Source organism: Enterococcus sp. AZ015 (genome assembly GCF_050499225.1).
Classification (GTDB): Bacteria; Bacillota; Bacilli; order Lactobacillales; family Enterococcaceae; genus Enterococcus_D; species Enterococcus_D entomosocium.
The window spans coordinates 472,856-496,781 of the sequence record NZ_JBMHEX010000001.1; the positions used below are offsets into that span (position 1 = coordinate 472,856).

Annotated in this window: 21 protein-coding genes; 14 read left to right on the top strand and 7 right to left on the bottom strand. The window is 44.3% G+C overall.

The annotated features are described in order from the left end of the window. The first annotated feature begins 47 nt into the window (after positions 1-47). The gene (locus tag IGK85_RS02240; protein ID WP_008376093.1) at positions 48-1,238 is read left to right on the top strand and encodes an arabinan endo-1,5-alpha-L-arabinosidase; all 1,191 of its coding nucleotides are present in this window, start codon (positions 48-50) and stop codon (positions 1,236-1,238) included. 66 nt (positions 1,239-1,304) lie between these two features. Here IGK85_RS02240 and IGK85_RS02245 read toward each other — a convergent pair whose 3' ends face one another. After that, the gene (locus IGK85_RS02245) at positions 1,305-2,567 is read right to left on the bottom strand and encodes a glycoside hydrolase family 27 protein (protein ID WP_008376091.1); all 1,263 of its coding nucleotides are present in this window, start codon (positions 2,565-2,567) and stop codon (positions 1,305-1,307) included. 120 nt (positions 2,568-2,687) lie between these two features. Between IGK85_RS02245 and IGK85_RS02250 the strand changes: the two genes are divergently transcribed. The 3 genes from IGK85_RS02250 to IGK85_RS02260 all read left to right on the top strand — a co-directional run bounded on the left by IGK85_RS02250 (position 2,688) and on the right by IGK85_RS02260 (position 8,585). Next, positions 2,688-3,587, top strand: coding sequence for a helix-turn-helix domain-containing protein (locus tag IGK85_RS02250; protein ID WP_035006342.1), 900 nt, complete (start codon positions 2,688-2,690; stop codon positions 3,585-3,587). A gap of 50 nt (positions 3,588-3,637) precedes the next feature. Next, positions 3,638-5,578, top strand: a complete 1,941-nt coding sequence (locus tag IGK85_RS02255; RefSeq protein WP_429968631.1) for a glycoside hydrolase family 127 protein — start codon at positions 3,638-3,640, stop codon at positions 5,576-5,578. 175 nt (positions 5,579-5,753) lie between these two features. Then, positions 5,754-8,585: an endo-beta-N-acetylglucosaminidase gene (locus IGK85_RS02260; protein ID WP_008376085.1), complete on the top strand. Its 2,832-nt coding sequence runs from the start codon at positions 5,754-5,756 to the stop codon at positions 8,583-8,585. Positions 8,586-8,715: 130 nt separating this feature from the next. Here IGK85_RS02260 and IGK85_RS02265 read toward each other — a convergent pair whose 3' ends face one another. Genes IGK85_RS02265 through IGK85_RS02280 form a run of 4 tightly spaced genes read right to left on the bottom strand, consistent with a single transcriptional unit; the run spans position 8,716 to position 12,117 of the window. Next, positions 8,716-9,378, bottom strand: coding sequence for an ABC transporter permease (locus IGK85_RS02265; protein WP_005227316.1), 663 nt, complete (start codon positions 9,376-9,378; stop codon positions 8,716-8,718). A 4-nt stretch (positions 9,379-9,382) separates the two neighbouring features. Next, positions 9,383-10,303 carry an osmoprotectant ABC transporter substrate-binding protein gene (locus IGK85_RS02270; protein ID WP_008376082.1) on the bottom strand — a complete coding sequence of 307 codons (921 nt, stop codon included), beginning with the start codon at positions 10,301-10,303 and terminating at the stop codon, positions 9,383-9,385. After that, entirely contained in the window at positions 10,303-10,938 is a 636-nt protein-coding gene (locus tag IGK85_RS02275; protein ID WP_005227319.1) for an ABC transporter permease, read from the bottom strand. Before IGK85_RS02275 ends, IGK85_RS02270 begins: the two co-directional genes overlap by 1 nt. Before the next feature lie 3 nt (positions 10,939-10,941). Continuing rightward, a complete protein-coding gene (locus tag IGK85_RS02280) occupies positions 10,942-12,117 on the bottom strand; it encodes a betaine/proline/choline family ABC transporter ATP-binding protein (RefSeq protein WP_008376079.1) in 1,176 nt (391 codons plus the stop codon). A 352-nt stretch (positions 12,118-12,469) separates the two neighbouring features. Here IGK85_RS02280 and queA point away from each other — a divergent pair, with 352 nt between their 5' ends. Then, entirely contained in the window at positions 12,470-13,501 is a 1,032-nt protein-coding gene (gene queA, locus IGK85_RS02285) for a tRNA preQ1(34) S-adenosylmethionine ribosyltransferase-isomerase QueA (protein ID WP_008376077.1), read from the top strand. Positions 13,502-13,952: 451 nt separating this feature from the next. Here the strand turns inward: queA and IGK85_RS02290 are convergent, their stop codons facing one another. Next, positions 13,953-14,663: a DUF975 family protein gene (locus IGK85_RS02290; RefSeq protein WP_008376075.1), complete on the bottom strand. Its 711-nt coding sequence runs from the start codon at positions 14,661-14,663 to the stop codon at positions 13,953-13,955. Positions 14,664-14,861: 198 nt separating this feature from the next. On the opposite strand from IGK85_RS02290, the gene tgt reads away from it, so the two are divergent. Then, entirely contained in the window at positions 14,862-16,007 is a 1,146-nt protein-coding gene (gene tgt, locus IGK85_RS02295) for a tRNA guanosine(34) transglycosylase Tgt (protein WP_005227333.1), read from the top strand. A gap of 83 nt (positions 16,008-16,090) precedes the next feature. Then, a complete protein-coding gene (gene yajC / locus IGK85_RS02300; protein ID WP_005232170.1) occupies positions 16,091-16,432 on the top strand; it encodes a preprotein translocase subunit YajC in 342 nt (113 codons plus the stop codon). A gap of 131 nt (positions 16,433-16,563) precedes the next feature. On the opposite strand, the gene IGK85_RS02305 is transcribed toward yajC, so the two are convergent. Continuing rightward, a complete protein-coding gene (locus IGK85_RS02305) occupies positions 16,564-16,995 on the bottom strand; it encodes an Hsp20/alpha crystallin family protein (protein ID WP_008376072.1) in 432 nt (143 codons plus the stop codon). Between the two features lie 247 nt (positions 16,996-17,242). On the opposite strand from IGK85_RS02305, the gene IGK85_RS02310 reads away from it, so the two are divergent. The 7 genes from IGK85_RS02310 to IGK85_RS02340 all read left to right on the top strand — a co-directional run bounded on the left by IGK85_RS02310 (position 17,243) and on the right by IGK85_RS02340 (position 23,571). Beyond that, positions 17,243-18,085 carry a YitT family protein gene (locus tag IGK85_RS02310; protein WP_005227341.1) on the top strand — a complete coding sequence of 281 codons (843 nt, stop codon included), beginning with the start codon at positions 17,243-17,245 and terminating at the stop codon, positions 18,083-18,085. Positions 18,086-18,111: 26 nt separating this feature from the next. After that, positions 18,112-18,840 (top strand): GntR family transcriptional regulator, LSA1692 subfamily, encoded by a 729-nt coding sequence (locus tag IGK85_RS02315; RefSeq protein WP_008376067.1) that lies wholly within the window; start codon positions 18,112-18,114, stop codon positions 18,838-18,840. Positions 18,841-18,865: 25 nt separating this feature from the next. Further along, positions 18,866-20,167, top strand: a complete 1,302-nt coding sequence (locus IGK85_RS02320) for a Sapep family Mn(2+)-dependent dipeptidase (protein ID WP_008376065.1) — start codon at positions 18,866-18,868, stop codon at positions 20,165-20,167. 124 nt (positions 20,168-20,291) lie between these two features. After that, positions 20,292-21,239, top strand: coding sequence for a N(4)-(beta-N-acetylglucosaminyl)-L-asparaginase (locus tag IGK85_RS02325; RefSeq protein WP_008376063.1), 948 nt, complete (start codon positions 20,292-20,294; stop codon positions 21,237-21,239). 39 nt (positions 21,240-21,278) lie between these two features. After that, positions 21,279-21,611, top strand: a complete 333-nt coding sequence (locus tag IGK85_RS02330; RefSeq protein ID WP_005227348.1) for a PTS sugar transporter subunit IIB — start codon at positions 21,279-21,281, stop codon at positions 21,609-21,611. A gap of 68 nt (positions 21,612-21,679) precedes the next feature. Continuing rightward, on the top strand, positions 21,680-23,035 hold the full coding sequence (celB, locus tag IGK85_RS02335; protein ID WP_008376054.1) for a PTS cellobiose transporter subunit IIC: 1,356 nt from the start codon (positions 21,680-21,682) through the stop codon (positions 23,033-23,035). Positions 23,036-23,052: 17 nt separating this feature from the next. Then, the gene (locus IGK85_RS02340; protein WP_008376052.1) at positions 23,053-23,571 is read left to right on the top strand and encodes a GrdB-related putative oxidoreductase; all 519 of its coding nucleotides are present in this window, start codon (positions 23,053-23,055) and stop codon (positions 23,569-23,571) included. The last annotated feature ends 355 nt before the right edge of the window (positions 23,572-23,926 follow it).

Below are 23,926 nucleotides of genomic sequence, written 5' to 3' on the forward strand. Positions count from 1 at the left end.
CCTGTTTTTATAAAATAGAATAAATCAATTAGGAGATGAGGGAAGACATGACAGCGATCAATGGGGTTCATGATCCTACGATTATTGAACATGAAGGCACCTTTTATTTATATTCAACGGACACACAACAGCCCAAAACGGCTGGTGTACCAATTCGTCGTTCAAAAGATTTGATCCATTGGCAATTTGAGAAACAGGCATTGTCAGAAATGCCTGAATCAGCAGTAAAATGGAGCAAGGCTCAAGGACTATGGGCACCGGAAGTTATTCGCTATAAGGACGAATTCCGTATGTATTATTCTGCTTCGACATTCGGCAGTACCACTTCTTTTATTGGCTTAGCTACAGCAACAGATCCTTTGGGCCCTTGGGAAGATCAAGGAGAGGTTATTAAAACCAATGCTACTCTTGCACAGCATAACGCGATCGATGCCAATATTGCTTTTGACCGCTCGGGTGAACAGTGGTTTGTCTATGGTTCTTTCTTTGGCGGAATCTATATTGCTCCATTGAACAAAGAAACTGGAAAACTTCAAGAAAAGAGCTATGGCCAACGGATTGCTTTTCGTCCGAAAACAGTTGATACTGCTATTGAAGGCCCATTTGTCTATTATCATCCTGAAACCGATTATTATTATTTGTTTGTTTCTTTCGATTCCCTTAACGATTCATATAATATCCGTGTCGCCCGAGCAAAAGAAATTACGGGGCCATATCTGGACTGGCATGGTACGGCCATGACGGATCAAGAGAAGACGCCAACCGAAGTAGGAACCAAACTGTTGGGCAGTTATCAGTTCTCAGAAGAACCAGTTGTATACGCTCCTGGTCATAATTCGATCTTTACGCAATCCAATAAAGAAAGCTTCGTTGTGCATCATGCACGGAGAAAACCCTTCAGTGACCAATTCTATTTACAAATACGTAAACTATATTGGCTAGAATCAGGTTGGCCAGTAATCTCTGCTTCAATCTATCAGGGAAGTGTTTCACGAATACCAGAGCAGGAAACTCTGTTAGGAAAGTGGGAAATCATCCAATTTAATCACGAGTCTCAAGTTATATCTTCTCAACAGCAAGAAATAACAGCATTAAAAAAAGAAGGACGAAGTTACTTGTGGGGAGAAAATGAATTTGTCCCATATTATGAGTACATCGACCAAAAAGAATGGTTGTTTTTATCTGGAATCAATGATCAAGGCGTTGCGTTTCTTGGTCGAAAAGTGTACGAAGAATAAAAAATAAGCAGCACAATGGGCAGGTTGCATTGTGCTGCTTATAAACGTATACTGCTGCCGGTTTTACTAAATACTGCCTTTGAATAATCGGACACCATGAGTAGGAACCTCAGCATTGGCAATTGTTTGTTCTTTTTGTTGCCATAACTCAGTGCCGTTTTTAAGTGGTAGTAAATCAGTGATCGATTTTGGGATGGTTTGCGTTTGATCAGAAACATTGAAAATGGCATAGTAGACTGCTGTGTCGCTCAACGCCTCCCAAATGATCCACTCTTGATCACGATAGAACTCTTTTTTCGTATAAATTCTTCGATACATTTCTAAGACTTCAGTATTCGTCAATAAACGTAAGGTAAAGAGATCGATGTCTGGTAAAGTACCACCAAACATCAATGGAGATTGGAAGATCGTCCATAAACTCATCAATAAGTATTGCTCGTCTTCCGTAAAACGTGTCCAGCTGTCACCACCGCCACCATCAACTGCCCGAATGCCGATATGACCCAACGGCAACATATCACAGTCAGGCCAGTTACCTGGACGGACGAAAGGTGCCCACTCTGCTGCTCGGTCAAACATGGCGTAAAGGGCATCCCAATGATCCCAAAAGTCATCCGTCAAGCGCCACATATTGGCATGATTTTGAAAGAAACTACCATTTTTGAGGGCAGCTGGTCCGGGAGACAAAGAAAGGACGATCTCTCGACTGGATCGATCGATTGCACGGCGAATCGCTTTGATTTCTGCTTTATGGGCATCACCGTAAATTTTCGAATCGCCGATATCATCCACCTTTATAAAGTCAACACCCCAAGAAGCATATAATTCGAGCAAAGAATCATAATAAAGCTGTCCTTCAGGCAATGAAACATCGACCCCATACATATCGGAATTCCAAGGGCAGATTGAATTCATAGCAATGTCCCGTGCCCGTTTATCCGTTCCTTTGATCGGCGTATTTTGATGAACTGCTTGTCGTGGAATGCCGCGCATGATATGGATACCAAACTTCAGCCCTTTTTGATGCAGATAGTCACCAAGTTTTTTGAAACCAGCGCCATCTTTTGCTGAAGGGAAACGATTTTCAGCAGGAATCAAGCGAGAATAGTCGTCCATACACAACGGATAAAAATCATTGTACCTTGTAGACTTTGCTTCTGGTTCGCTCCATTGAATATCCACGACGACATACTCCCAACCATAAGCTTTCAAATGCTCTGCCATAAAATCGGCATGGGCGATCACTTCTGCTTCGGTCACAGAAGCGCCATAGCAGTCCCAAGAATTCCATCCCATTGGGGGTGTTTGTGCAAAATGTAAAAAAGACATCGATTTCCTCCTAGTACGTTTTTCTTATAGTATAGTAAGCAATAAAAAAGAGAGGGAAAGTTTTGTCTACTAGAAATAAAAAAGAAAGAAATCGTCAACGAATGAAAAAGGAGTTGATCAATAGTGTTTCCACAAGAAACAAACTATGCGAAGATTACAGCATACTATAGTGTTGCCCTTGAGCGTTTTTCCATGAATCCACATCAACACCCAGCGTGTGAGATCATGTTTGTGACCAAAGGGAAGTGTAAGATAAAGGTGCAAGATCAAGTAATTGTTCTGGAAAGAAATGATTTCGTTTTCATAAATGCGTTTGTGGAACACGCCTTACTCGTTGAAGGAGATTCCTGCACATTACTGAATATTGAATTTCTTCTGAGTGAGACACCGTCCGCCCTTTGTGTTCGTGATGTTTTTGCATACATCAAAGGAAATGTACAATGGAATGAGCCTTACGCGAAAAGTCGCGATGTCCGCCAATTTGGACAAGCGATCAAGTCATTGCTGCAGCTGCTAATGATCGATGATACTCAAGAGCAACCGTCTGCTGAACGGCAATTTACGATCGAGCTCTTGTTTAAGCGGATGTTGATGGAATTAGCCTTTTCATTACGTACGAAAGAAACCAAACGGGGCAATTGCTATGTGAACGCTGCGATCAACTATATTCAACAGCATTTTGATGAAGACATTCAAGTCTCCCAAATCGCAACGGCGGTGGGGATTACGAAAGCCTACTTGCATAAACTCTTTCATGAGCAACTGGGAGTGACGGTCAACCATTTCCTCACTAGTGAACGTCTGAAGCAGGCAGCATTTTTACTAAGCAATAGTCAGCTGCCGATCGTCGAAATTGCCGCTCAAGCAGGATTCAACAGCAGGCAGCACTTTACCAATACCTTTAAACAGAAAAAAGGCATGAGTCCTAAAGCCTACCAGCTCTTATATAAGCAAACGATCAAAGAGGAGGCAGGGCAACATATCACAGGAGATGATCCGAACTTTTTATTAATGAAGTAAATATGAATTGAATGATCAAGCATAAAAAAGTAAAAGAACAGGAGAACGTAATGAAAGAATTCGCATTAAAAAAGGTACAGCTCACGGACGAGTTTTGGCAAGGATACCAAGAGCTTGTTCGCAAAGAAACGATTCCTTACCAATACCAAGTCCTAAATGATGAAATCGATGTAGATGTTCAAGCAGAACGGGAAGATCCCAATTTGCCAGCTGGGAAAAGCCATGCATTGGCGAATTTTCGCATCGCTGCAGGGCAAATGGAAGGGGAACATTTTGGCTGGTTTTTCCAAGATAGTGATGTCTACAAATGGATCGAGTCGGCTGGGTATAGCTTGTTGAATACTAGCGATCCGCAATTGGAAACGACAGTAGATGAAGTGATTGACTTAGTTGCTGCTGCGCAAGAAGCGGACGGCTACTTAAATACCTTCTTTCAATTGACCCGACCGAAGTTAAAATACCGTCAGCTGTATTTCAGTCATGAACTTTATTGTGCCGGGCATCTAGTCGAAGCGGCTATCGCTTATGATCAAGCAACAGGCAAGGATAAATTACTGACCGTGGCAGAGAAAAATATCGCCAATATTTGCACGTATTTTGGGCGGGAGCCTGGAAAAATTCAAGGTGCTGATGGCCATCAAGAGATCGAATTGGCTCTGGTGCGTTTGTATGAATACACCGGTAAACAAACCTATTTGACATTAGCTGATTTCTTTCTTGAAGTACGTGGGGAAGATCCTGCCTTTTACGAAAAAGAAATCTTGAAAAACCAAGCAGATGGCTTATCAGATGAAACGCCAAGGGTAGATCTCACCTATTTACAAGCCTACGATCAACCTAAAAAGCAGCATGAAGCCAAAGGTCATGCGGTACGAATGCTGTATATGGCAAGCGGGATGGCAAAAGTCGCCCAGCATACCCAAGATCAAGCATTAATCGATGCTTGCGAAGCGATTTGGGAAGACATCGCCTGTAAGAAAATGTATGTGACCGGTGGCGTCGGCTCAACCGTTCACGGGGAAGCCTTTGTCGGTCCCTATGATTTGCCAAATGATACGATGTATTGTGAAACCTGTGCAGCTATTGCATTGGTCCAATTTTCTTTTGAGCTGTTCAAACTAACCAAGGAACCAAAATATTTAGCGACGATGGAACGAGCGTTGTATAATAGCGTCCTTTCTGGTGCGGCAATTGACGGCAAACACTTTTTCTACGTGAATCCTTTGGAGGTCAATCCCCAACGAGATCAAGAAAATCCTGGCAAAGGTCACGTCAAAGCCCAACGACCCGATTGGCTCGGTTGTGCGTGTTGTCCGCCGAATTTTGCACGGATGGTCGCTTCGCTGCAGCGCTTGGTTTACACTTGCGATCAAGAGAAGCTTTACGTGAATTTATTTGTGGCAAGCCGTTTAGAAGAACCTGACCAATTTACGTTTGAACAAACGGGCGGGTTTCCTTTTACAGAGGACCTCACGATTCGCTATCAAGGCATTCCAAAGACGCTTATCATCCACAAACCTAACGGACTAAGTAAGTTTCAAATCGATAGTGAACACGAATGGCAGGAGACGAACGAGGCAATCATCTTTGAGGCAGTCGAAAACGTGACGGTCAATATCCGTTTTGAACAACCATTGCAAATCTTGCGTGCGAATCCTCAGGTTATTCAAGCTATCAATCAAGTCGCATTGCAACGAGGACCCTTCGTGTATTGCATAGAAGAAGCCGACAATGGTCAAGCACTCTGGCGTTGCCGCATCGACCCACAAGCGCTGGAGGCGACCTTTGCGAAAGAGGATACGTTGTTGCCAACTACTTTACGTTTGGCGATCAAAGGCTACCAAAGCGAAGAATGGTCGGGAACAACCCTTTACGAAGAACGAGCGGAAACGGTCATACCTCGTACGTGGCAACTGATCCCATACCATTTATGGGGCAATCGGGGCATAGGCGAAATGCGCGTTTGGCTGTCGCTCGTTGGAAAGGAGTAAGAAGTAAGCATGGCCAAAGAGCTTCCCTAAAAGGAGGCTCTTTTTTTTCTAAACTCAACCTTCTTGGATTTGTTGCATGATTTCTTTAATTTGTTCCTATATTCCTATCTTTGAAAGCGTTATCGTTTTAGTGTAGGAATGTTGGCGGGTTTATGTAAAACAAGGAGGAAGAAGTGTGACAAGGAAAATCAGTAAAGTTGGTGTATCTTTGTTGTTATTGGCAGCGGCAACGGCAATCGGCGGCTGCACCCAAAGTGAGGCGAAGACAACTGGAAAAGTCGTTTACCAAGAAACAGCCAAAAGTACGTTGGAAAAAGCGATGGACAATCAACCGGAGTCGTCTTATTGGTTCCCAGAGGATTTGTTGGCATGGTCTTTTGAAAAAGATCCAGATGCGAAATACAATACCAGCGTTGTTCCATTAGCGCAGCGGGCAGCTAAAGAGACGTTGCCGAAGATGAATGACACGCAAACGGCAGAAACCAAAGTCGTGGCGCTTTCGATCATGAATAGCAGTACGAGCGGCAATGCACCACGTGGGATCAATACCTTTGATGCCAATGTCTTTTCTTATTGGCAATACATTGATCAATTGGTTTATTGGGGCGGCTCTTCTGGCGAAGGGATCATCGTACCGCCAAGTCCTGATGTAACGGATGCTGCTCATAGGAATGGCGTGCCGGTTTTAGGAACGATCTTCTTTCCGCAAACTGCCCATGGTGGGAAGCTGGAATGGCTAGATACGTTTTTAGCTAAGGATGAGGACGGCAATTTTCCGATCGTAGAAAAAATGATCGAAGTTGCCAATACGTATGGCTTTGATGGCTGGTTCATCAACCAAGAAACCGATACGGCGGTCACTAGTTTTGATGATGCAGCGGAAGGTGTTGAACAATCGGGGAATGATGGTAAAGGACTAAATGAAAGCCACGCCAAAGCGATGCAAGAACTGATCGCCCAATTCAAAGAACAAGCCGACGAGCATTTAGAGATCATGTGGTATGATTCCATGACGAGTGATGGGAAAATGGATTGGCAAAACGCTTTGACGGATAAGAACAAAGCCTATTTAGTGGATGCAGAGATGAACCCATTGGCAGATAGTATGTTCTTGAATTTCTGGTGGACCACTGACAAATTGGCGGACAAAGAGCTGTTGAAGGCCTCCAATGAAAAAGCCCGTGAAATCGGTGTCGATCCTTACGATCTTTTTGCTGGGATCGATGTGCAAGAAAATGGCTATTCAACGCCTGTGCGCTGGGATCTGTTTACGGATGAAAAAGGCGTTCCTTATACCTCATTGGGCCTGTATGTACCTAGCTGGACCTATTCTTCTGCTAGTACGCCGGATGATTTCCAAAGCAAAGATAATGCTTTTTGGGTCAATAACACGGGTGATCCTCGGGAAAGCCAGCTGCCAGAAGCGACAGAGTGGCCTGGGATCTCCACCTATGCCCTAGAACAGACCGCTATCACAGAGCTGCCTTTTGTGACGAATTTTAGTCTGGGGAATGGCTACAACTATTTTATCGAGGGAGAAAAAGTGTCCAGCCGCAATTGGAACAACCGAAGCTTGCAAGCTGTTTTGCCGACCTATCGTTGGGTCTTTGACCATGGAAAAGACAATGATTTGGCTGTATCAATCAATTATGCGGATGCCTATAATGGCGGAAATGCACTGAAACTACGTGGACAGATGACAAAAGGCAGTACCAGTCACATGGCATTGTATCAGACAGCATTTCCTGTGACGAAAAAGACGAAGCTGACGACGACTGTCAAAGCAACGGTACCGACAGCTCTTGATTTGGTCGTGACTTTAGCTGATGGTTCAACACAAACGATCAAAGGAGACAAAGAGGTCGCAACAGACTGGACGACGATCACCTACTCATTGAAAGACATCAAAGGAGAAGTGACAGCGATCGGTTATGACATAACCACGAAAGAAACCAGTGATGTCTATGAATTGAATTTAGGGCAATTAACGATCGGAGATCAGAAAGCGGAGAAATTCGCTGCCGAAGCATTGACGGTTGAGGATGTGCTTTTTGATGAAGAAGAGGGCAACTATGCGGGTGTCCGTTTAACGTGGGAAGCTGCCAAGGACACGACAGCTGCAGTTTATGAGGTCTACCAATTGAACGATGACGGCTCACGCTCTTTCTTAGCAGCTACGCCAGCAACCAACCACTATTTGAATGCCGTTGAACGTCCAAAAGGAACGAAAACCAAGTTCGCGGTGGTGGCAGTGGATTGCTATGGCAATCGTGGCAAGTTATCCGATACGGTGGAGATCACTTGGCCGAACAATCAGCTGCCAAAAGCGGCCTTTACAGCCTCTAGAACCTTGGCGGCACCGGGGGAAACGATCACCTTCACGAATACCTCATCTGCGAATGCTGAAGCATTCGAATGGACGTTTGAGGGCGGCGATATCACCAGCAGTACAGAAGAAAATCCCCAAGTGACCTATTCGGAACCAGGTACCTACAAAGTCACGCTTGTTGCCAAAAACGAAGCAGGAGAGACCCCTCTGGAAATGGCGGGATTGATCACGATTTCTGCTGATGCGCCGAAAGAGTTGCTGCTGCTTTCAAAAGATGCCGAAGCAACTGCTTCATCGTTTGTCAATGATGCCGAAGCACCAGCTTTTGCCCTCGATGGTGATTTGAGTACGAAGTGGTGTGCGACAGGCAATGCGCCTCATGAGCTGATGATCGATCTCGGTCGGCCACAAACGGTCAGTGAAGTACGCCTCGCCCATGCGGAAGCTGGTGGAGAAGGCCCAGACATGAATACGCGGGCGTATACGGTGCTCGTCAGTGAAGATGGCAAAGACTATGAGCCAGTTTCACGAACGTTGAAAAATGAAGCTGGCACTAGCACCAATACGTTTGCCGTCAAGAAGGTGCAATATGTAAAAATCAGTATCGATAAACCAACACAAGGAGCAGACTCAGCAGCCCGAATCTATGAAGTCGAAGTATACGGAATGGATAAATAGCGAAAAGAGCAGGGCGTTAACCCTAAGAAGGGAAGCGACTGAAGCGATACTTTCCTGAAAAATGACCGAACCAAAAAAGCCGTTGCGACCAATAAATGGTCACAACGGCTTTTGCTTTTTGCAAATAAGTTTAGCGTGAAGTACGGCTGGCTGGATCTAAGCGGCGTTCAATAAAGCTTAGCCCAAGATCCGTAATGATCGCCATCAAGGCAGTTGGTAAAGCACCGGCTAAGATGATCGATGCACCATCCGTCGCATTGGTTCCACGGATGATGATGTCCCCCAGTCCACCAGCACCAACGAAAGCGCCAATGGCGGTGATACCGATCGCCACGACTAAGGCGTTTCGAATCCCTGCCATGATCACCGAAACAGACAATGGCAATTCGATCATATACAATCGTTGCCAGCTAGTCATCCCCATCCCTTTGCCGACATCTAACGTATTGCGGTCGACTTGGCGCATGCCGGTATAGGTATTTTTGATGATCGGTAACAAAGAATAAAGGAAAATCGTTAAAATCACGACATTCACACCTAAGCCCATGCCGATCATTAAAATCGAGATCATCGCTAAAGATGGAATCGTCTGGATGATATTGGCGAAACGAATCACCCAATCTGCCAAACGCATTTTTTTAGAAATCAAGATCCCGATTGGAATGCCGACGATCGAGGCAAAAAGTACCCCGTAGATTGAAATCAAGAAGTGACGAATGAACTGGGCAAAAACATAGCCGCCATTTTCTTGAAAATAGAAAAGAAATTGTTGGAATAAATTCATGTCTGCCATTTCGTCACTCTCCTTCGAAGTAATTATTTTCTTCTAAGAAACGTTCGGCAACTACCGTTGGTTCTAGAAGGTCATTATCCACTTGGTAATTCAATTCTTGCATTTTTTCGGTATCAATTTTGCCTGCTAATTTGTTCAGGGCATCGCCGATTTCAGGTGTTTCTTTCAATAATTTGTCATCGACGATCGGTGCGGCATCATAAGGCGGGAAGAAGTTTAGATCATCTTCTAGCATCACGAGATCGTAACTGCCGATCCGGCCGTCGGTTGAGTACCCTAAAACGATATCCATTTTTCCGTTATCAACAGCATCATAGACGAGACCGATCTGCATCGGTAGGATATTTTGGAAAGAGAATCCATAGGCTTCCTGGAAGCCATCGTACCCATCGCCGACCCGTGTGATCCACGCGGTATCGACCCCTGCGACCAATTGATCTGCGACATCTTTCAAGTCACTGACTTTTTCCAATCCGTATTTTTCAGCAGTGTCTTTCCTGACAAGAAAGACATATGTGTTATCAAAGCCGTAAGATGGGAACCAAGTCTGTTGGTATCGTTTCTCAAATTCTGATTTGACTTTGTCAAAGGCGGCTTGCGGATCAGATTCTGGTTCCAACCCTAACGTAGTGGTCAAGTCAGTTCCTGTGTAGCGGGCAGCTGAGATCGACGCATCGCCATTCATCATCGCTTGGTGATTGATGGTCGTTGTTGCTAAGTTGTTAATGACGGTTGTGTTTTTATCCGTATAGTGTTCGACCATACCGGCAACCACCGCGCCAAGAATTTGGGCTTCGGAAGTGATCCCGCCTGTGATCGCCACGGTATTCTCATCAGAAGTCGAGGCTAAACCGGGAAAGGAACAGCCGGACAGTAAAGCGACACTTAAGGAAAACAACAGCGCTAATTTTGAAGTTTTTTTCATTACGCATCCCCCCTTAAGGCAGCTGGTGTCAGTTTGTTTTCTAACAAACCCAGTAACCAGTCAGCTAATAAAGCAAAGATCGTCACTGGAATCGTCCCAGCAAAAATCAAAGGCGGTTGGTAGTTGTTTAGTCCGCTAAAGATCAAATCACCAAGTCCACCGGCACCGATGTAAGAAGCCAAGGTAGCCCAGGCTAAAACATACACGGCCGATAAGCGGATCCCTGCCATGATCGTTGGGATCGCTAGGGGTAATTCCACACTGATGATCGACTGCAAGTTGGTCATCCCCATCCCTTTGGCAACATCGCGGTAATTCCAATCGACTTTTTTCATTCCAATGTAGGTATTTCGCAAAATCGGCAACAAGGAATAAATGAAAAGAGCGACGATAGCAGGGACTTTTCCGACACCTAAAATCGGGATCATCAATGCCAATAGGGCCAAAGAAGGCACGGTTTGCAGCGCACTGGTGATGCCGATCACGATCGTTGCTGCTTTGGGGAAACGGGTCAAGATCACACCGATCGGTACGGCAACAAGAATCCCTAAGAGCAAAGCCGCAAAGGAAATATACAAATGTTCAAGACTTTTGGTGACCAATTGGCCGCCATATTCATTAAAGAAGCTTTGCATGCGCTAGACCTCCTCAGTTTCTTCAGGTTTCGCCGACTCAATGGCTTCCATGATCGATGGCTCATCGCCCCAAATCACGTCATAAACGATATCAACTAAGGAAGCACGGGTCAAAATCCCAACTAAATGTTTGTCGGCATCTACTACTGGGACATATTTTAAGCCGCGTTTTAAGATGCGTTGCAAGGTATCCCGCAACAAGGCGGTTTCGCGAACGAAAAAGACATCTTTGTTCAAGATATCGCCGACACTAGTAACTTTGCCACGGTTGCGGTCGATGGATTCGACATCGATGTAGCCTTTTAGCACGTTGCTATTGTCGGTAACAAGCAAGGTATCGACCCGTTTTTCCCGCATCAAGTGAATCGCTTCTTGTATGGATTTTTCTGGTGTGATAGCGATCGGGGTATTTAACATTACGTCTTTGACTGGCGTCGTGTCAGGTTTTGCTTGTAACAAGCGGTCTTCACCGATCAATTCTTCCACAAACGGTGTTGCTGGGTGTTGCAGAATATTTTCTGGTGTATCAAATTGAATGACTTTTCCTTCACTCATGATCACGATACGGCTAGCAAGCTTCAATGCTTCGTCCATATCATGGGTAACGAAGACGACGGTTTTTCCAAGCCGTTCTTGCAAGTCTTTAACCAAATCTTGTAAGGAGTCACGAGTGATTGGGTCTAGTGCGCCAAAAGGCTCATCCATTAAAATGACATCTTGGTCAGCTGCCAAGGCACGGACAACACCGATCCGTTGCTGTTGCCCTCCAGACAATTCGTTGGGGTAACGGTCGAGCATTTCTCGTGGCAATTCCACTAAGTCGATCATACGCTCGGCAGTTTTGTTGCGTTCTTCTTGGCTGACTTTTAACAATTTTTGAACCAATGTGATGTTTTCCCGAATCGTCATGTGAGGCATCAAACCGATGCTTTGGATCACATAGCCGATTTGACGGCGTAACTCCACTGGGTTGATCTCTGTAACGCTTTTTCCATTGATCAAGATTTTTCCTTTAGAAGGATCCGTCATACGGTTGATCATCCGCATACAAGTCGTCTTTCCGCTACCACTTGTCCCGATGAAGCAAATGAATTCGCCTTTTTCAAAGGAAAGATTCACATCTTCAACAGCGACTTTACCACCTTTGTAAATTTTGGATACCTGCTGAAACTCAATCATGATGTCACCTCTATTTTTATTTAAGCAATCTGAATAATGGCTTAGAATCTGTACTAAGTATGCCGAAAAGTCACGTGTTATTCAAATAATCTGCCCATTTTTTTCATAATTGTATAGACAAAAACGAAAATAGCGCCATAAGCAAGTCCAAATTAAGGAGCGATGCATAGAGAAAAGAAGCAGCGAAAATATGTCGTTATTTTTCATTGGGAAAAGGGGTGCTTTTTTGCTGAAGGCCTTAGCAGCAGTCTCTTTATTTTTTTCTAAGAAAGGGCAGAATTAAAAGCTGTTTTTTCAATTTTTATAAAAACATGCTAGAATAGAGAAGAATTTAGGGAAAGAGAGGAACAACATGCTTACAACTGAAGATTTTGATTTTGACTTACCGGAAGAACTGATCGCTCAAACGCCATTAAGCGATCGCTCAAGTTCCCGTTTATTAGTGGTTGACCGCGAGACTGGCAAATTTGAGGACAAGCACTTCTATAACATCATTGATGAATTGGAGCCAGGGGATGCTTTGGTGATGAATGATACGCGGGTATTACCAGCTCGTATCTATGGCGAAAAACAAGAAACAGGTGCCCATCTGGAAATCCTTTTACTGAACAATATTGAAGGGGATACGTGGGAAACCTTGATCAAGCCAGCCAAAAGAGCCAAAGTCGGCACGAAGATCACCTTCGGCGACGGACGATTAGAGGCAGTGGTGGAAGAAGAGCTCGATCACGGCGGCCGGATCATTCGTTTTCAATACAAAGGAATCTTTTTAGAGATTCTGGAATCACTTGGCGAAATGCCGTTACCGCCTTACATCAAAGAACGGCTAGAAGACCCAGACCGCTATCAAACGGTTTATGCCAAAGAAAACGGCTCAGCTGCCGCACCAACTGCCGGCTTGCATTTTACCCCAGAATTGCTGGAGCAGATCGCCGCAAAAGGCGTCAAGCTGGTTTATCTGACTTTGCACGTTGGTTTAGGAACGTTTCGTCCAGTCAGTGTCGATAATATCGCTGATCATGAGATGCACAGCGAATTTTACCGTTTGACAGAAGAAGCTGCTGCGCAATTGAACGAGGTTCGGGCAAATGGTGGCAAGATCGTTGCAGTCGGAACGACTTCGATCCGTACATTAGAAACCATTGGGACCAAGTTTGATGGGCAAATCAAAGCCGATAGTGGGTGGACGAGTATTTTTATCACGCCAGGCTATCAGTTTAAAATCGTGGAAGCTTTCTCTACTAACTTCCACCTACCAAAATCAACCTTAGTGATGTTAGTCAGTGCCTTTGCAGGACGCGACCTAACACTTTCTGCCTACCAGCATGCCATCGATGAGCGATATCGCTTCTTTAGCTTTGGCGATGCGATGTTCTTAAAATAAACAAAAAAACTGAGCGACGTAAGCGGCTCTTTAAGTTGAATCAATTTCTCAACTTTTAGAACTGCTTTTTTTTGTCGCCCAGCTTACTACTAGAGGAAGGTATAAGTGGTGGTCGCTTTTTGTGGTCCATGCAAAGCAATGTTTCTCGAAAATTTGTTTTCATTTACAAACTTACACATGTTTCGTGTATTCCGATACAAAATGAGACGTATCATTTTTCGATATGGAAATGTTCGATCCTTGTTACGTTTTTCTTCTTGTTACTTTACACGTTTGGTACTAGGTGAAACTTGTACGTTCAACAACTTTTAGTAGATTGAGTTTGCGATATTTACGAAAACCACCAACAGAGTTGCTACCTTCCTTACACGTATACTATAACACGAAACGGAAGCGTTTGCAAAAGAAAACGATTCTTTTCTTCAAAAAAAAAGACCGGCGAACCGATCTTTTAAGCAAGTGCTCGTTTAGGCAGATTGTCATAGAATGCTGCTTTGGTTGCACTGATGTATGGCGTCAACCATAAGTAGCCAATTCCTGCTGTCATGATGGCCAAAATGTGCCAGCCGATGAAGCTCAGATCAAGGATGAACAGTTGACCTTTGTAGCCTTTCATTAAATGACGGCTCCCCGTGATACAGCTGAGAAAATCTGGCCGCATGCCGGTTTCTTCATAGGTATCATAAAAGACAAAATACGCTTGAGAATAAGAATAAGCTTTAATGATCCCTGGAATGATAAACAGGAATGTCCACAGTGTCGTGAAAATAGTCGACAGAATATAGATGACGATGATCCCTAACACGAAAGCGCCACTGAAGCCGCGAAAGACATCAGAAAAAGGCTGGATCGATTGCTTCTTACCGCGTAAAATGTCAAGGAAAGTCCAAGAGATCCCAGCACCGAATAAGGCAGAAAATAGACCGCTGATCAAACCGCCACCACTGCCGCCGCCACTTCCTCCTGCGGAATTGACTGCATCAGTGGAACCAAGATCATTAAACATACCGCTTTGATACAATGGAATAACAGCAAGAACGATAATGACGAGTGCGATAGCGATCGAGATCAAAGTCGGTACAATACACATCAAAACACTGTCTTTCCAGCGGCCTCTCAGGATTGCTTTTGCTTCTGCTTTTAGTTCTCTATTTGATTTCATTTCAAAAAACCTCCCTTCAATATAAATAACATGATAGCAAACTTTCGCTAAATCTTCAAAAAAAAGTAATAGACGTTTCGCATAACTAGGAGAAAATACTCTTAGTTTCTTTAAACTTCCTTGCAAAATGTAAGGGCAACCCTTATCATAGATAGCGTTGCACAGTTAATTGAGTTTAGAGAGAAAGTAGGGAAATGAATGACGGAACCAGCCATTCGTTATCGTCTGATAAAGAAAGAAAAGCATACCGGTGCCCGTTTAGGCGAACTGATCACGCCTCACGGAACCTTTCCAACGCCAATGTTCATGCCAGTCGGCACATTAGCAACGGTTAAAACCCTTGCCCCTGAAGAGTTGAAAGAAATGGGTGCAGGCGTCATTTTAAGCAATACCTATCACTTGTGGTTGCGTCCAGGAGAAGACATTGTTGCAGAAGCAGGCGGCTTACATAAATTTATGAATTGGGATCAACCGATCTTAACAGATTCAGGTGGTTTCCAAGTCTTTTCATTAGCCGAAATGCGCAACATCGTCGAAGAAGGTGTCCATTTCAAAAACCATTTGAATGGGTCGAAAATGTTTTTATCTCCTGAAAAAGCGATTGATATCCAAAACAAATTAGGATCAGATATCATGATGAGTTTTGATGAGTGTCCGCCATTTGATGAAAGCTATGACTACGTCAAAAAATCGGTGGAACGGACGTCTCGCTGGGCAGAACGTGGCTTGAAAGCTCATGCCAATCCAGATCGTCAAGGCTTGTTTGGGATCATTCAAGGTGCAGGCTTTGAAGACTTGCGCAAGCAAAGTGCCCAAGACTTGATCAGTATGGACTTCCCAGGTTATTCCATCGGCGGCCTGTCAGTTGGCGAACCAAAAGCGGAAATGAATCGCGTGTTGGAATTTACGACTCCTTGGATCCCAGAAAATAAACCACGTTACCTGATGGGCGTTGGGGCAGCGGACTCCTTGATCGATGGCGTGATTCGCGGTGTCGATATGTTCGACTGCGTTTTACCAACACGGATCGCAAGAAACGGTACCTGTATGACTTCAAAAGGCCGTTTAGTCGTGAAAAATGCGCAATATGCCCGTGACTTTCGACCAATCGACGAGAAGTGTGATTGCTATACATGTAAAAACTATTCTCGTGCGTACATCCGCCACTTGATCAAATGTGATGAAACCTTTGGTATGCGTTTGACGTCTTACCACAATGTCTACTTCTTATTGAATCTGATGAAAAATGTCCGTCAAGCCATCATGGATGACAACTTATTGGAGTTCCGTGAGCATTTTATTGAAGAGTATGGGTTCAACAAGGAAAATGCGAGGAATTTCTAACATTCTCTACTAAAATGGTGGGAATAATAGAGGAATTCTGATAAAGTATCTTATAGGAAAGAAAATAAATCGAGGTGAAAAAAATGGCACAATCTTTACCAATGCTCTTTATGCTGGTTGCTTTAGTGGCAATGTGGTTCTTTATGAGTCGTTCACAAAAGAAACAACAGCAAGAGCGTAAAAATCTTTTAGAAAATATGAAAGCTGGCGATGAAGTCGTAACCATCGGCGGACTCCACGGCGTTCTTTCTGAAGTCAACACAGAAAAAAGCACCGTGATCATCGACTGTGAAGGAATTTTCTTAGAGTTTGATCGTTCAGCGATCCGCACAGTGAAACCTGGAACTGTTGCATCCGTTGAGACACAAATCGAACCAGCTGATGTCGAAGACGCAACGAGCATCCAAGACGAAACCAAAGAATAAGCACAAACGCACCGTCGCTTTCTCAGAAGCGATGGTGCGTTTTTTTAGTAGTCGGACAGTTTCTAAAATAAAACAAGCACCGCAGCAAAACAGAGATCGCTCGTTTTGCTGCAGTGTTTTGATTGCCTTCGCTACTCGATCGGAATCAGTTTCTTTGACGCTTGTTTGCCTTGATCTTTTGGCAACGTCAATTTCAAAATTCCTTCAGCGTAAGAGGCCTTGATTTCATCCTCTTTGACGTTTTCTAACAGGTATTGCCGTCGAACGCTTGTCAAGCTGCGCTCGCTGCGAACCAGACGTCCTTTTTCATCTTCGGTCGCATGATCCGTCTGGTGTTGTCCCGTAATCGTTAAAACCCCATTCTCATAGGTTACTTGAATATTTTCCTTAGGGATGCCAGGCAGTTCTGCTTCAACGAGAAATTCATTGTCATTCTCGTGAATATCGGTTTTGATCAGGTTCGATGGAAACCCATCAAAAAAACTGCGGCCAAAATCTTCAAAGAAATCAAAAGGTGTCATACTGTATGAATCTGAGCGGCGTGGCACAATCTCATGTGTCATAAGAATCATCCTTTCTTTGTTCTTTTGTTTTTACACTTTTTATTTTATTCATTTTTTAGCGAATTTCAAGTGATTTACTCGCTTTAAAAAAATCTTAAAAAACCTTTGATACCAACGTTTTATCTCTTGATTTTGGCGTTTTTTTACATTGCTTCGTTCCTGCTTTTCCCCTCATTTCGCCTGCTTTTTTTGCGTGACAGTATATACTTAATGATATATACTAAAAGCGAAGTGGAGGAGGAAAAACATGGCACGTTATAGAAAACGAATGCTTGTTGCTTTGATCTATGCATTGTTGTCGTCGATTGCTTTAAATCTCTTTTGGCTGCCGGGAAATATTTATGCGAGTGGGATCACTGGTTTGTCGCAATTGTTGTCGCAGCTTTTAGACGAGCAGTTGAATCTGCAGCTTTCGATCCCGCTTTTGGTGCTTTTTTTTAATGCACCATTGTTAGCGGTTGCTTGGGTCAAAATCGATCGAGAATTTACCATCATGACGGTTTGTACCGTCGTCCTGTCTTCTGTTATGATGAAGGTGGTTCCGGTCATTGCTTTAACGACCGATCCGGTGATCTGTGCCGTGTTCGGCGGATTGCTGCACGGGGTGTCGGTGGGCTTGACATTGAACGACGATTTTTCAACGGGTGGGCTTGATATTTTAGGGATTTTAGTGAAAAAAGCCACTGGTAGAAGTATCGGCAGTTTCTTTATCGGCTTCAATGTCAGTTTGCAGCTAGCAGCTGGGCTGATCTTTGGCTGGCCTTATGCTTTTTATAGTGCCATTTCCTTCTTCATCAGTGGGCGGATGGTCGACTACGTCAACCTGAAACAGCGGCGTGTGCAGCTGCTGGTCGTTACAGAAAAAGCAGAACCCGTCATTACGACGTTGCAATGTGCTTTGCAGCGAGGCATCACGGTCATCAACGATGTCGAAGGTGGATTTGATCATCAACAGAAAAAACTATTATTACTGGTCATTTCCCATAGAGAACTCAAGACTGTCGAAGGCATGATCCAAGGAATCGATGAACAAGCATTTGTCAGTGTTTCTTCTGGCGTCAGTGCCAATCGATCGTTTTATGAATGGTAGCAAAGTGAAAGAAAGTAGGAGAGACGTTGAAAAAACAAGCAGTATTTCAAGAAGTTGCCCAGCAGATTGCGCAACGGGTTCATGAAGGTACGTACGTGACGAGCCAAAAGCTTCCTTCCGATTATGATTTAGCAGAGGAATTTCAGTGCAGCCGTTTAACGGTGCGCAAAGCCATCGATCTATTGATTGGCCAGAATTTGTTAGTGAAAGAAAAAGGCAAAGGAACCTATGTCATGAAACAGCCCAAGATCCAAAGCGGCTCTGGCGGGCTCCAAAGTTTTACTGAAACTGCAAAGATCCAAGGGAAAAAGACCCGTACGGAAGTTCTGCATATCGAAACCGTCAAAGAGCTCCCGATAGAGATTGGGCAGCTGTTTGGCGATTACGCCAAGGAACCGACCGTTTATTTGGTGCGCTTGCGTTACTTTGATGATGAGCCGATGACGGTGGAAAATCTTTACGTACTGAAACGCTATCTGCAAGAAGACACCGCAGAACTCACGAAAGCTCAATTAGAGTCGTCTTTGTATCAAGTCATTGAAGCCAACATCGAGATTGGTTATTCCCATCAAGAGGTGGAAGCTGTGAAAAGTCCTGCCGATATTGCGAAACTTTTGCAGGTGCCTCAAGAGGAACCGATGCTTTTGGTCCATTCGATGACCTATTCCGCATCAGCCAAACCGATCTTATACGATACATCCTATTACCGAGCAGACAAATATACCTTCAAAAATACATTAGTGCGTCAAAAATAAAATCAATCCTTTAGAGGTGAAGACAATGGATCCACTCACAGCAAGTATTGAAGCCAATTGGCTAGAATTTCTCACGCTTTTGGACGAAGTGATGCAGATCGCAAGCGTCAAAGGTGAGCCGAGGCCCCATGCGCCTTATGGCAAGGGACCACGAGAAGTGTTAGCATACATCATGGAAAAAAGCGCAGTATACGGGTTTCAAACAACGGTCATTGATGATGCGATCGGCTATGCCCATTGGGGACCAACCGATACCGACTATATCGGTGTGTTAGGACACTTGGATGTCGTCCCGGCAGGTTCTGGCTGGAGCTACCCACCGTTTGCACTAACTGAAAAGGACGGCAACTTTTATGGCCGAGGGATCTTAGACAACAAAGGCCCGATCATCAGCTGTTTGTTTGCCATGAAATTGTTGAAAGACCTTGGGCATCAACCGCAATTACCGCTGCGGATCATTTTCGGTACAGATGAAGAAAGCGGCATGTCGGATATCCCGCATTATCTAGCGGTTGAGCAGCCACCGCGTTTTGGTTTTACGCCAGACTGCAAGTATCCAGTGGTTTACGGCGAACGAGGTGTCGTCAATGTGCAACTTGATTTTCCATTGCCCGCCCAAGAACAGCAGCTGTTAGCGACGTTTTCTGGCGATCAATTCCGCGATCATGTACCAGACCACCTATCGGTAACCATAGGCAGCCAGTCCTTTGAAGCACTAGGCAAACGCTCCCCTAGCAATGCCCCTGAGCTAGGGGACAACGCCATTACAAAACTTGCGCAGCAAGCAGCACCGCAACTAGCGGCGACACCGTCCGTGCAAGCAGCTTTGCAGTGGATCACCCAAAGTTTTCACCAGCAGCACTATGGCGAAGGCATTGATTTGGTACTAGAAGATGCCGACTCAGGAAAATTGATCTTGACCCCTGTGGTCCTCCAAAAGTCTGCCAGTGGACTAGCGTTAGAAGTGGCCTTTCGCTATCCGGTATCCGTAACGGAGGAACAAGTGCTTGCTGGGGTGCAAGAGGCATTGCCAGAAGGGGCAAGCCTTACGATCCTTCGCAGCATTCCGGGGTTCTGCCGATCAAAAGATACCCCCGAAATCCAAACGCTATCGATGATCTATCACCAAGTAACGGGCAATGATCCAACCCCCGTGACCACTACAGGAGCAACCTATGCCCGCAAGATACCAAATATCCTTGCTTTTGGTCCGTCTTTTCCAGGGCAAAAAGGGATCGCTCATAACCAAGATGAGTACATGGCGGTTGCCGATCTGCGGATGAATCTTGAAATTTATTTGCGCAGTTTACAAGCACTGACAAAATAAGCGAAGACACGAACGAAGAAGAGTTTTTCCATTTTTTTTGAGAAACTCTTTTTTTAGTATAGACATAGTAGTATATACCGTATAGAATATACTTGAAAGCGCTATGAAAAATGGAGGGATATTTATGTGGGGAATGATTGCTACATGGCGGATGGCACACGATGGCGTGCTCGCTGCTAAATCAATATTAGAACAACAAGGCTCCTGCCAAGATGCAGTAGAAACAGCCATTAAAGCAGTGGAAGATTATCCATTTTATAAATCGGTGGGGTATGGCGGGCTGCCCAACGAAGAAGGCGTGTTGGAAATGGACGCTGCCTTCATGGATGGTGATACCTTCAAAATTGGTGCCGTCGCTGGGATCGTCGATGTGGAAAATCCTATTTCCGTGGCACGCCGCCTAAGTGAGGAAAAATTCAATAGTTTTCGAATCGGCCAAGGAGCGGTCGCTTATGCGCTTGCCGAAGGATTCCAGCCCAAAGAGATGCTGACACCGCGAGCCAAAACCATTTGGGAAAAGCGCAAAGCAGAGATCGCAGCCAACAACCTCAATCCCTATGACGGTCACGATACAGTGGGAGTAGTTGCGCTAGATGAACACCAAAGCATGGCAGCAGGAACCTCTAGTTCTGGTTTATTTATGAAAAAAAGCGGTCGTGTCGGCGATTCACCGTTATCTGGTTCTGGTTTTTATGTGGATAGTGAAATCGGCGGTGCCGCCGCCACAGGGTTAGGGGAAGACTTGATGAAAGGCTGCCTTTCCTACGAGATCGTCCGTTTGATGGGAGCAGGGCTAGCACCGCAAGAAGCATGTGATCAAGCCGTTTACGACTTTGAAGCGCGATTGAAGAAGCGCTACGGCAAAGCCGGCGCCTTCTCGCTGATCGCCTTAGATAAACAGGGGCGCTGGGGCGTGGCAACCAATGTAGAATTTACCTTTAGTGTCGCAACCACCAATCAAGCGCCAGCTATTTTTATGGCAACGCCAGGACCTGAGCAGACAACCGTGATCGAACCCATCACGCAAGAATGGTTGGAGGCTTATGAAAAACGAATCAAAGCGCCGGTCTAACAACCGCGATTGAGAAAAACAAACATTGGAGGAATGGATATGGCAACGAAAAAAATCTATTTGTTTTGTGAAGCTGGAATGTCAACGAGTATCATGGTCAATAAAATGATGGAAGTCGTCAAAAAGCACAACATGCCTTTGACGATCGAAGCATTCCCTGCGATCCACGCAGAAGAAAAAGTCGAACAAGAAAAACCAGTCGCTATTTTGTTAGGTCCACAAGTACGACACTTAGATAGCAAAATGAAAGCAACTTTCGAGCCAATGGGGATTCCAGTCGGCACGATCGCGACAGAAGCATACGGCATGATGGATGGCGAACGAGCATTGAAAGATGCCTTGAGCTTGATCAAAAAAGCCAAAGCAAAGTAATAAAAGTGTTGGAGTAACAGGGGACTACGTGTTATCTGCCAGATAGCACGCAGATGGGAGGAAGAAAAATGCAGAAATTTTTAAACTGGTTAGAAAAAGTGTTAACACCGATGGCAAAGACGATTGGTGAAAACAAATACTTGATTGCGATTCGCGATGGTTTCTTATTATCCACACCGTTGTTGATCGTGGGTTCACTCTTTTTAGTCTTGACCAATTTTCCGATTCCAAATTGGAACGAGATGATGAGCGGTTTGCTGGGAGACAACTGGGCAACGATGTTGAATATGCCAGCAACAGCCAGCTTTGACATTATGACGATTTTAGCCGTTGGTGGGATCGGGTATAGTTTGGCAAAACAGTTTAAAGTTGATGCCATGCAAGCAGCCATTATTTCACTCGTTTCTTTTTTTATCGTGACACCATTTACGACCGTTTTCACACCAGAAGGCTCTACGGAAGTATATGAAGTTGGCAGCCTGCCATTACGATGGATGGGTTCTAGCGGTTTGTTCTTAGGGATGGTCGTTGCCTTGATTTCCACCAGAATGTTCGTTGCGTTATTACGCAAAGGGTGGACGATCAAAATGCCTGACGGTGTTCCCCCAACCGTGGTGAAATCCTTTGAGGCATTGATTCCCAGCTTTGTGATCGTGACGGTTTTTATGATCGCCAACTGGTTAGCCAACTTGACGTCTTATGGCAATCTGCAAGAGATCCTCTTTAAGTTCTTACAGACACCGTTGTTAAGTTTAGGAAATACTTTAGGTGCCATGATCATAGCCTACCTATTTTTGCATTTTTTCTGGTTCTTTGGGATCAATGGTTCCAGTGTGGTCGGCGCTGTCTTCAACCCTATCTTACGGGCATTATCTATTGAAAACTTAGATGCTTTCAAGAATGGCGCAGAAATTCCTAACATCATCACCGGTCAATTTCAAGACATGTTCGCGACCTTTGGCGGGGGCGGTTCGACATTGTCTTTGATTTTAGTCATGATCTTAGTCTGTAAAAGCCAAAGGGTCAAAAAACTATCACAGTTATCGTTGATACCAGGTATCTTTGGGATCAATGAACCAATCATCTTTGGGTTACCGATCGTCTTGAATCCAGTTCTGCTGATTCCTTTTGCTTTAGTGCCAACGATCAATATTATTATCTCTTACTTCTGTATGGATCTTGGGTTAGTCAACTATACCAATGGAATTCAACTGCCCTGGACCACGCCGCCGATTATTTCTGGTTTCTTAGTCAGTGGTTGGCAAGCGTCTGTTTTACAAGTCTTGTTGATCCTCTTAGGAATGGCTATTTATTATCCGTTTATCAAAGTCTTAGATAATCAATATCTAAAAGAAGAAGCGGATGCCGTTGAACAAGAAGAAGAGGAAATCAATTTTGACGATTTCGATTTTGATGATCTATAAGAAAAGAGGCGCCGCTCATGAAAAAAATAATTTTGATTCTCAATCATGTCACTGCAGGGATGGGAAGTGATGAAAATGCTCAGTTGCCGCCAAGCGGCAAAAAAGCTGCCCTTGGTCCAGGTCGAACCTTGAATCCACTTTTTCAAGAGCAAGACGCACAAATCGTTGCAACGCTTTATTGTGGTGACCAATATTATCACGAGCATCAAGAAGAAGTGAATAAAAAATTTGTGGGGTTTGCCAAAAAATTTGAAGCAGATGCCGTTCTTTGCGGACCTGCGATGCATTATCCTAATTTTGGCGAAATGGCAGCAGGATTGACGAAAGTATTCAATGCGCAAGGAATTCCAGGGGCTGCAGCGATGTCAGAGGAAAACCCAGCAGTGGCAATCTATGCCAAAGACATCTATATTTTGAAGATGCCGAAAAAAGGCGGGATTGGATTGAATGATTCCTACAAAAAGATGGCGCACGTTGTTTCCCAGCTTGCCCACGGGAAGCCTCTAACAGAAGTAGACCAAGAGGATTTGTTTTAAAGAGAAAGACGATCAGCGATGGCTGGTCGTTTTTTTGTCCTCAATAGACACTAATAGCCATTGAAAGAAGGGTAGAATACTAGAGGGAGTATACGGCAATCTTAGATAAAATAGTAGAAGGAAGAGTGATTTTTTTCAAAAGTGAACAAAAATTTTTTAAACCTATTGTTCAACTGAGCACATGACATTTTTCTTAATAAAAACCGAAACTTTTGTCCACTTCTTTTCCTTAAAACCTCTTGAAAACGCTTAATTTAAAGGGAGTTTAATAAAACTGTGAAAAAAATCACAAAAACTATTTACAAACAAAAAAAGATGTTGTATGATTTGTATGTGAAGTAGTTAACAAACAAAA

Bases quoted from the DNA above. Each gene is read 5' to 3' on its own strand.
- IGK85_RS02280 (WP_008376079.1), bottom strand. From the start codon at position 12,117: ATGATTGAGTTTCAGCAGGTATCCAAAATTTACAAAGGTGGTAAAGTC.
- IGK85_RS02265 (WP_005227316.1), bottom strand. From the start codon at position 9,378: ATGGCAGACATGAATTTATTCCAACAATTTCTTTTCTATTTTCAAGAA.
- queA (WP_008376077.1), top strand. From the start codon at position 12,470: ATGCTTACAACTGAAGATTTTGATTTTGACTTACCGGAAGAACTGATC.
- IGK85_RS02255 (WP_429968631.1), top strand. From the start codon at position 3,638: ATGAAAGAATTCGCATTAAAAAAGGTACAGCTCACGGACGAGTTTTGG.
- yajC (WP_005232170.1), top strand. From the start codon at position 16,091: ATGGCACAATCTTTACCAATGCTCTTTATGCTGGTTGCTTTAGTGGCA.
- celB (WP_008376054.1), top strand. From the start codon at position 21,680: ATGCAGAAATTTTTAAACTGGTTAGAAAAAGTGTTAACACCGATGGCA.
- IGK85_RS02240 (WP_008376093.1), top strand. From the start codon at position 48: ATGACAGCGATCAATGGGGTTCATGATCCTACGATTATTGAACATGAA.
- IGK85_RS02325 (WP_008376063.1), top strand. From the start codon at position 20,292: ATGTGGGGAATGATTGCTACATGGCGGATGGCACACGATGGCGTGCTC.
- IGK85_RS02270 (WP_008376082.1), bottom strand. From the start codon at position 10,303: ATGAAAAAAACTTCAAAATTAGCGCTGTTGTTTTCCTTAAGTGTCGCT.
- IGK85_RS02290 (WP_008376075.1), bottom strand. From the start codon at position 14,663: ATGAAATCAAATAGAGAACTAAAAGCAGAAGCAAAAGCAATCCTGAGA.
- IGK85_RS02245 (WP_008376091.1), bottom strand. From the start codon at position 2,567: ATGTCTTTTTTACATTTTGCACAAACACCCCCAATGGGATGGAATTCT.
- IGK85_RS02320 (WP_008376065.1), top strand. From the start codon at position 18,866: ATGGATCCACTCACAGCAAGTATTGAAGCCAATTGGCTAGAATTTCTC.
- IGK85_RS02340 (WP_008376052.1), top strand. From the start codon at position 23,053: ATGAAAAAAATAATTTTGATTCTCAATCATGTCACTGCAGGGATGGGA.
- IGK85_RS02275 (WP_005227319.1), bottom strand. From the start codon at position 10,938: ATGCAAAGCTTCTTTAATGAATATGGCGGCCAATTGGTCACCAAAAGT.
- IGK85_RS02310 (WP_005227341.1), top strand. From the start codon at position 17,243: ATGGCACGTTATAGAAAACGAATGCTTGTTGCTTTGATCTATGCATTG.
- IGK85_RS02330 (WP_005227348.1), top strand. From the start codon at position 21,279: ATGGCAACGAAAAAAATCTATTTGTTTTGTGAAGCTGGAATGTCAACG.
- tgt (WP_005227333.1), top strand. From the start codon at position 14,862: ATGACGGAACCAGCCATTCGTTATCGTCTGATAAAGAAAGAAAAGCAT.
- IGK85_RS02305 (WP_008376072.1), bottom strand. From the start codon at position 16,995: ATGACACATGAGATTGTGCCACGCCGCTCAGATTCATACAGTATGACA.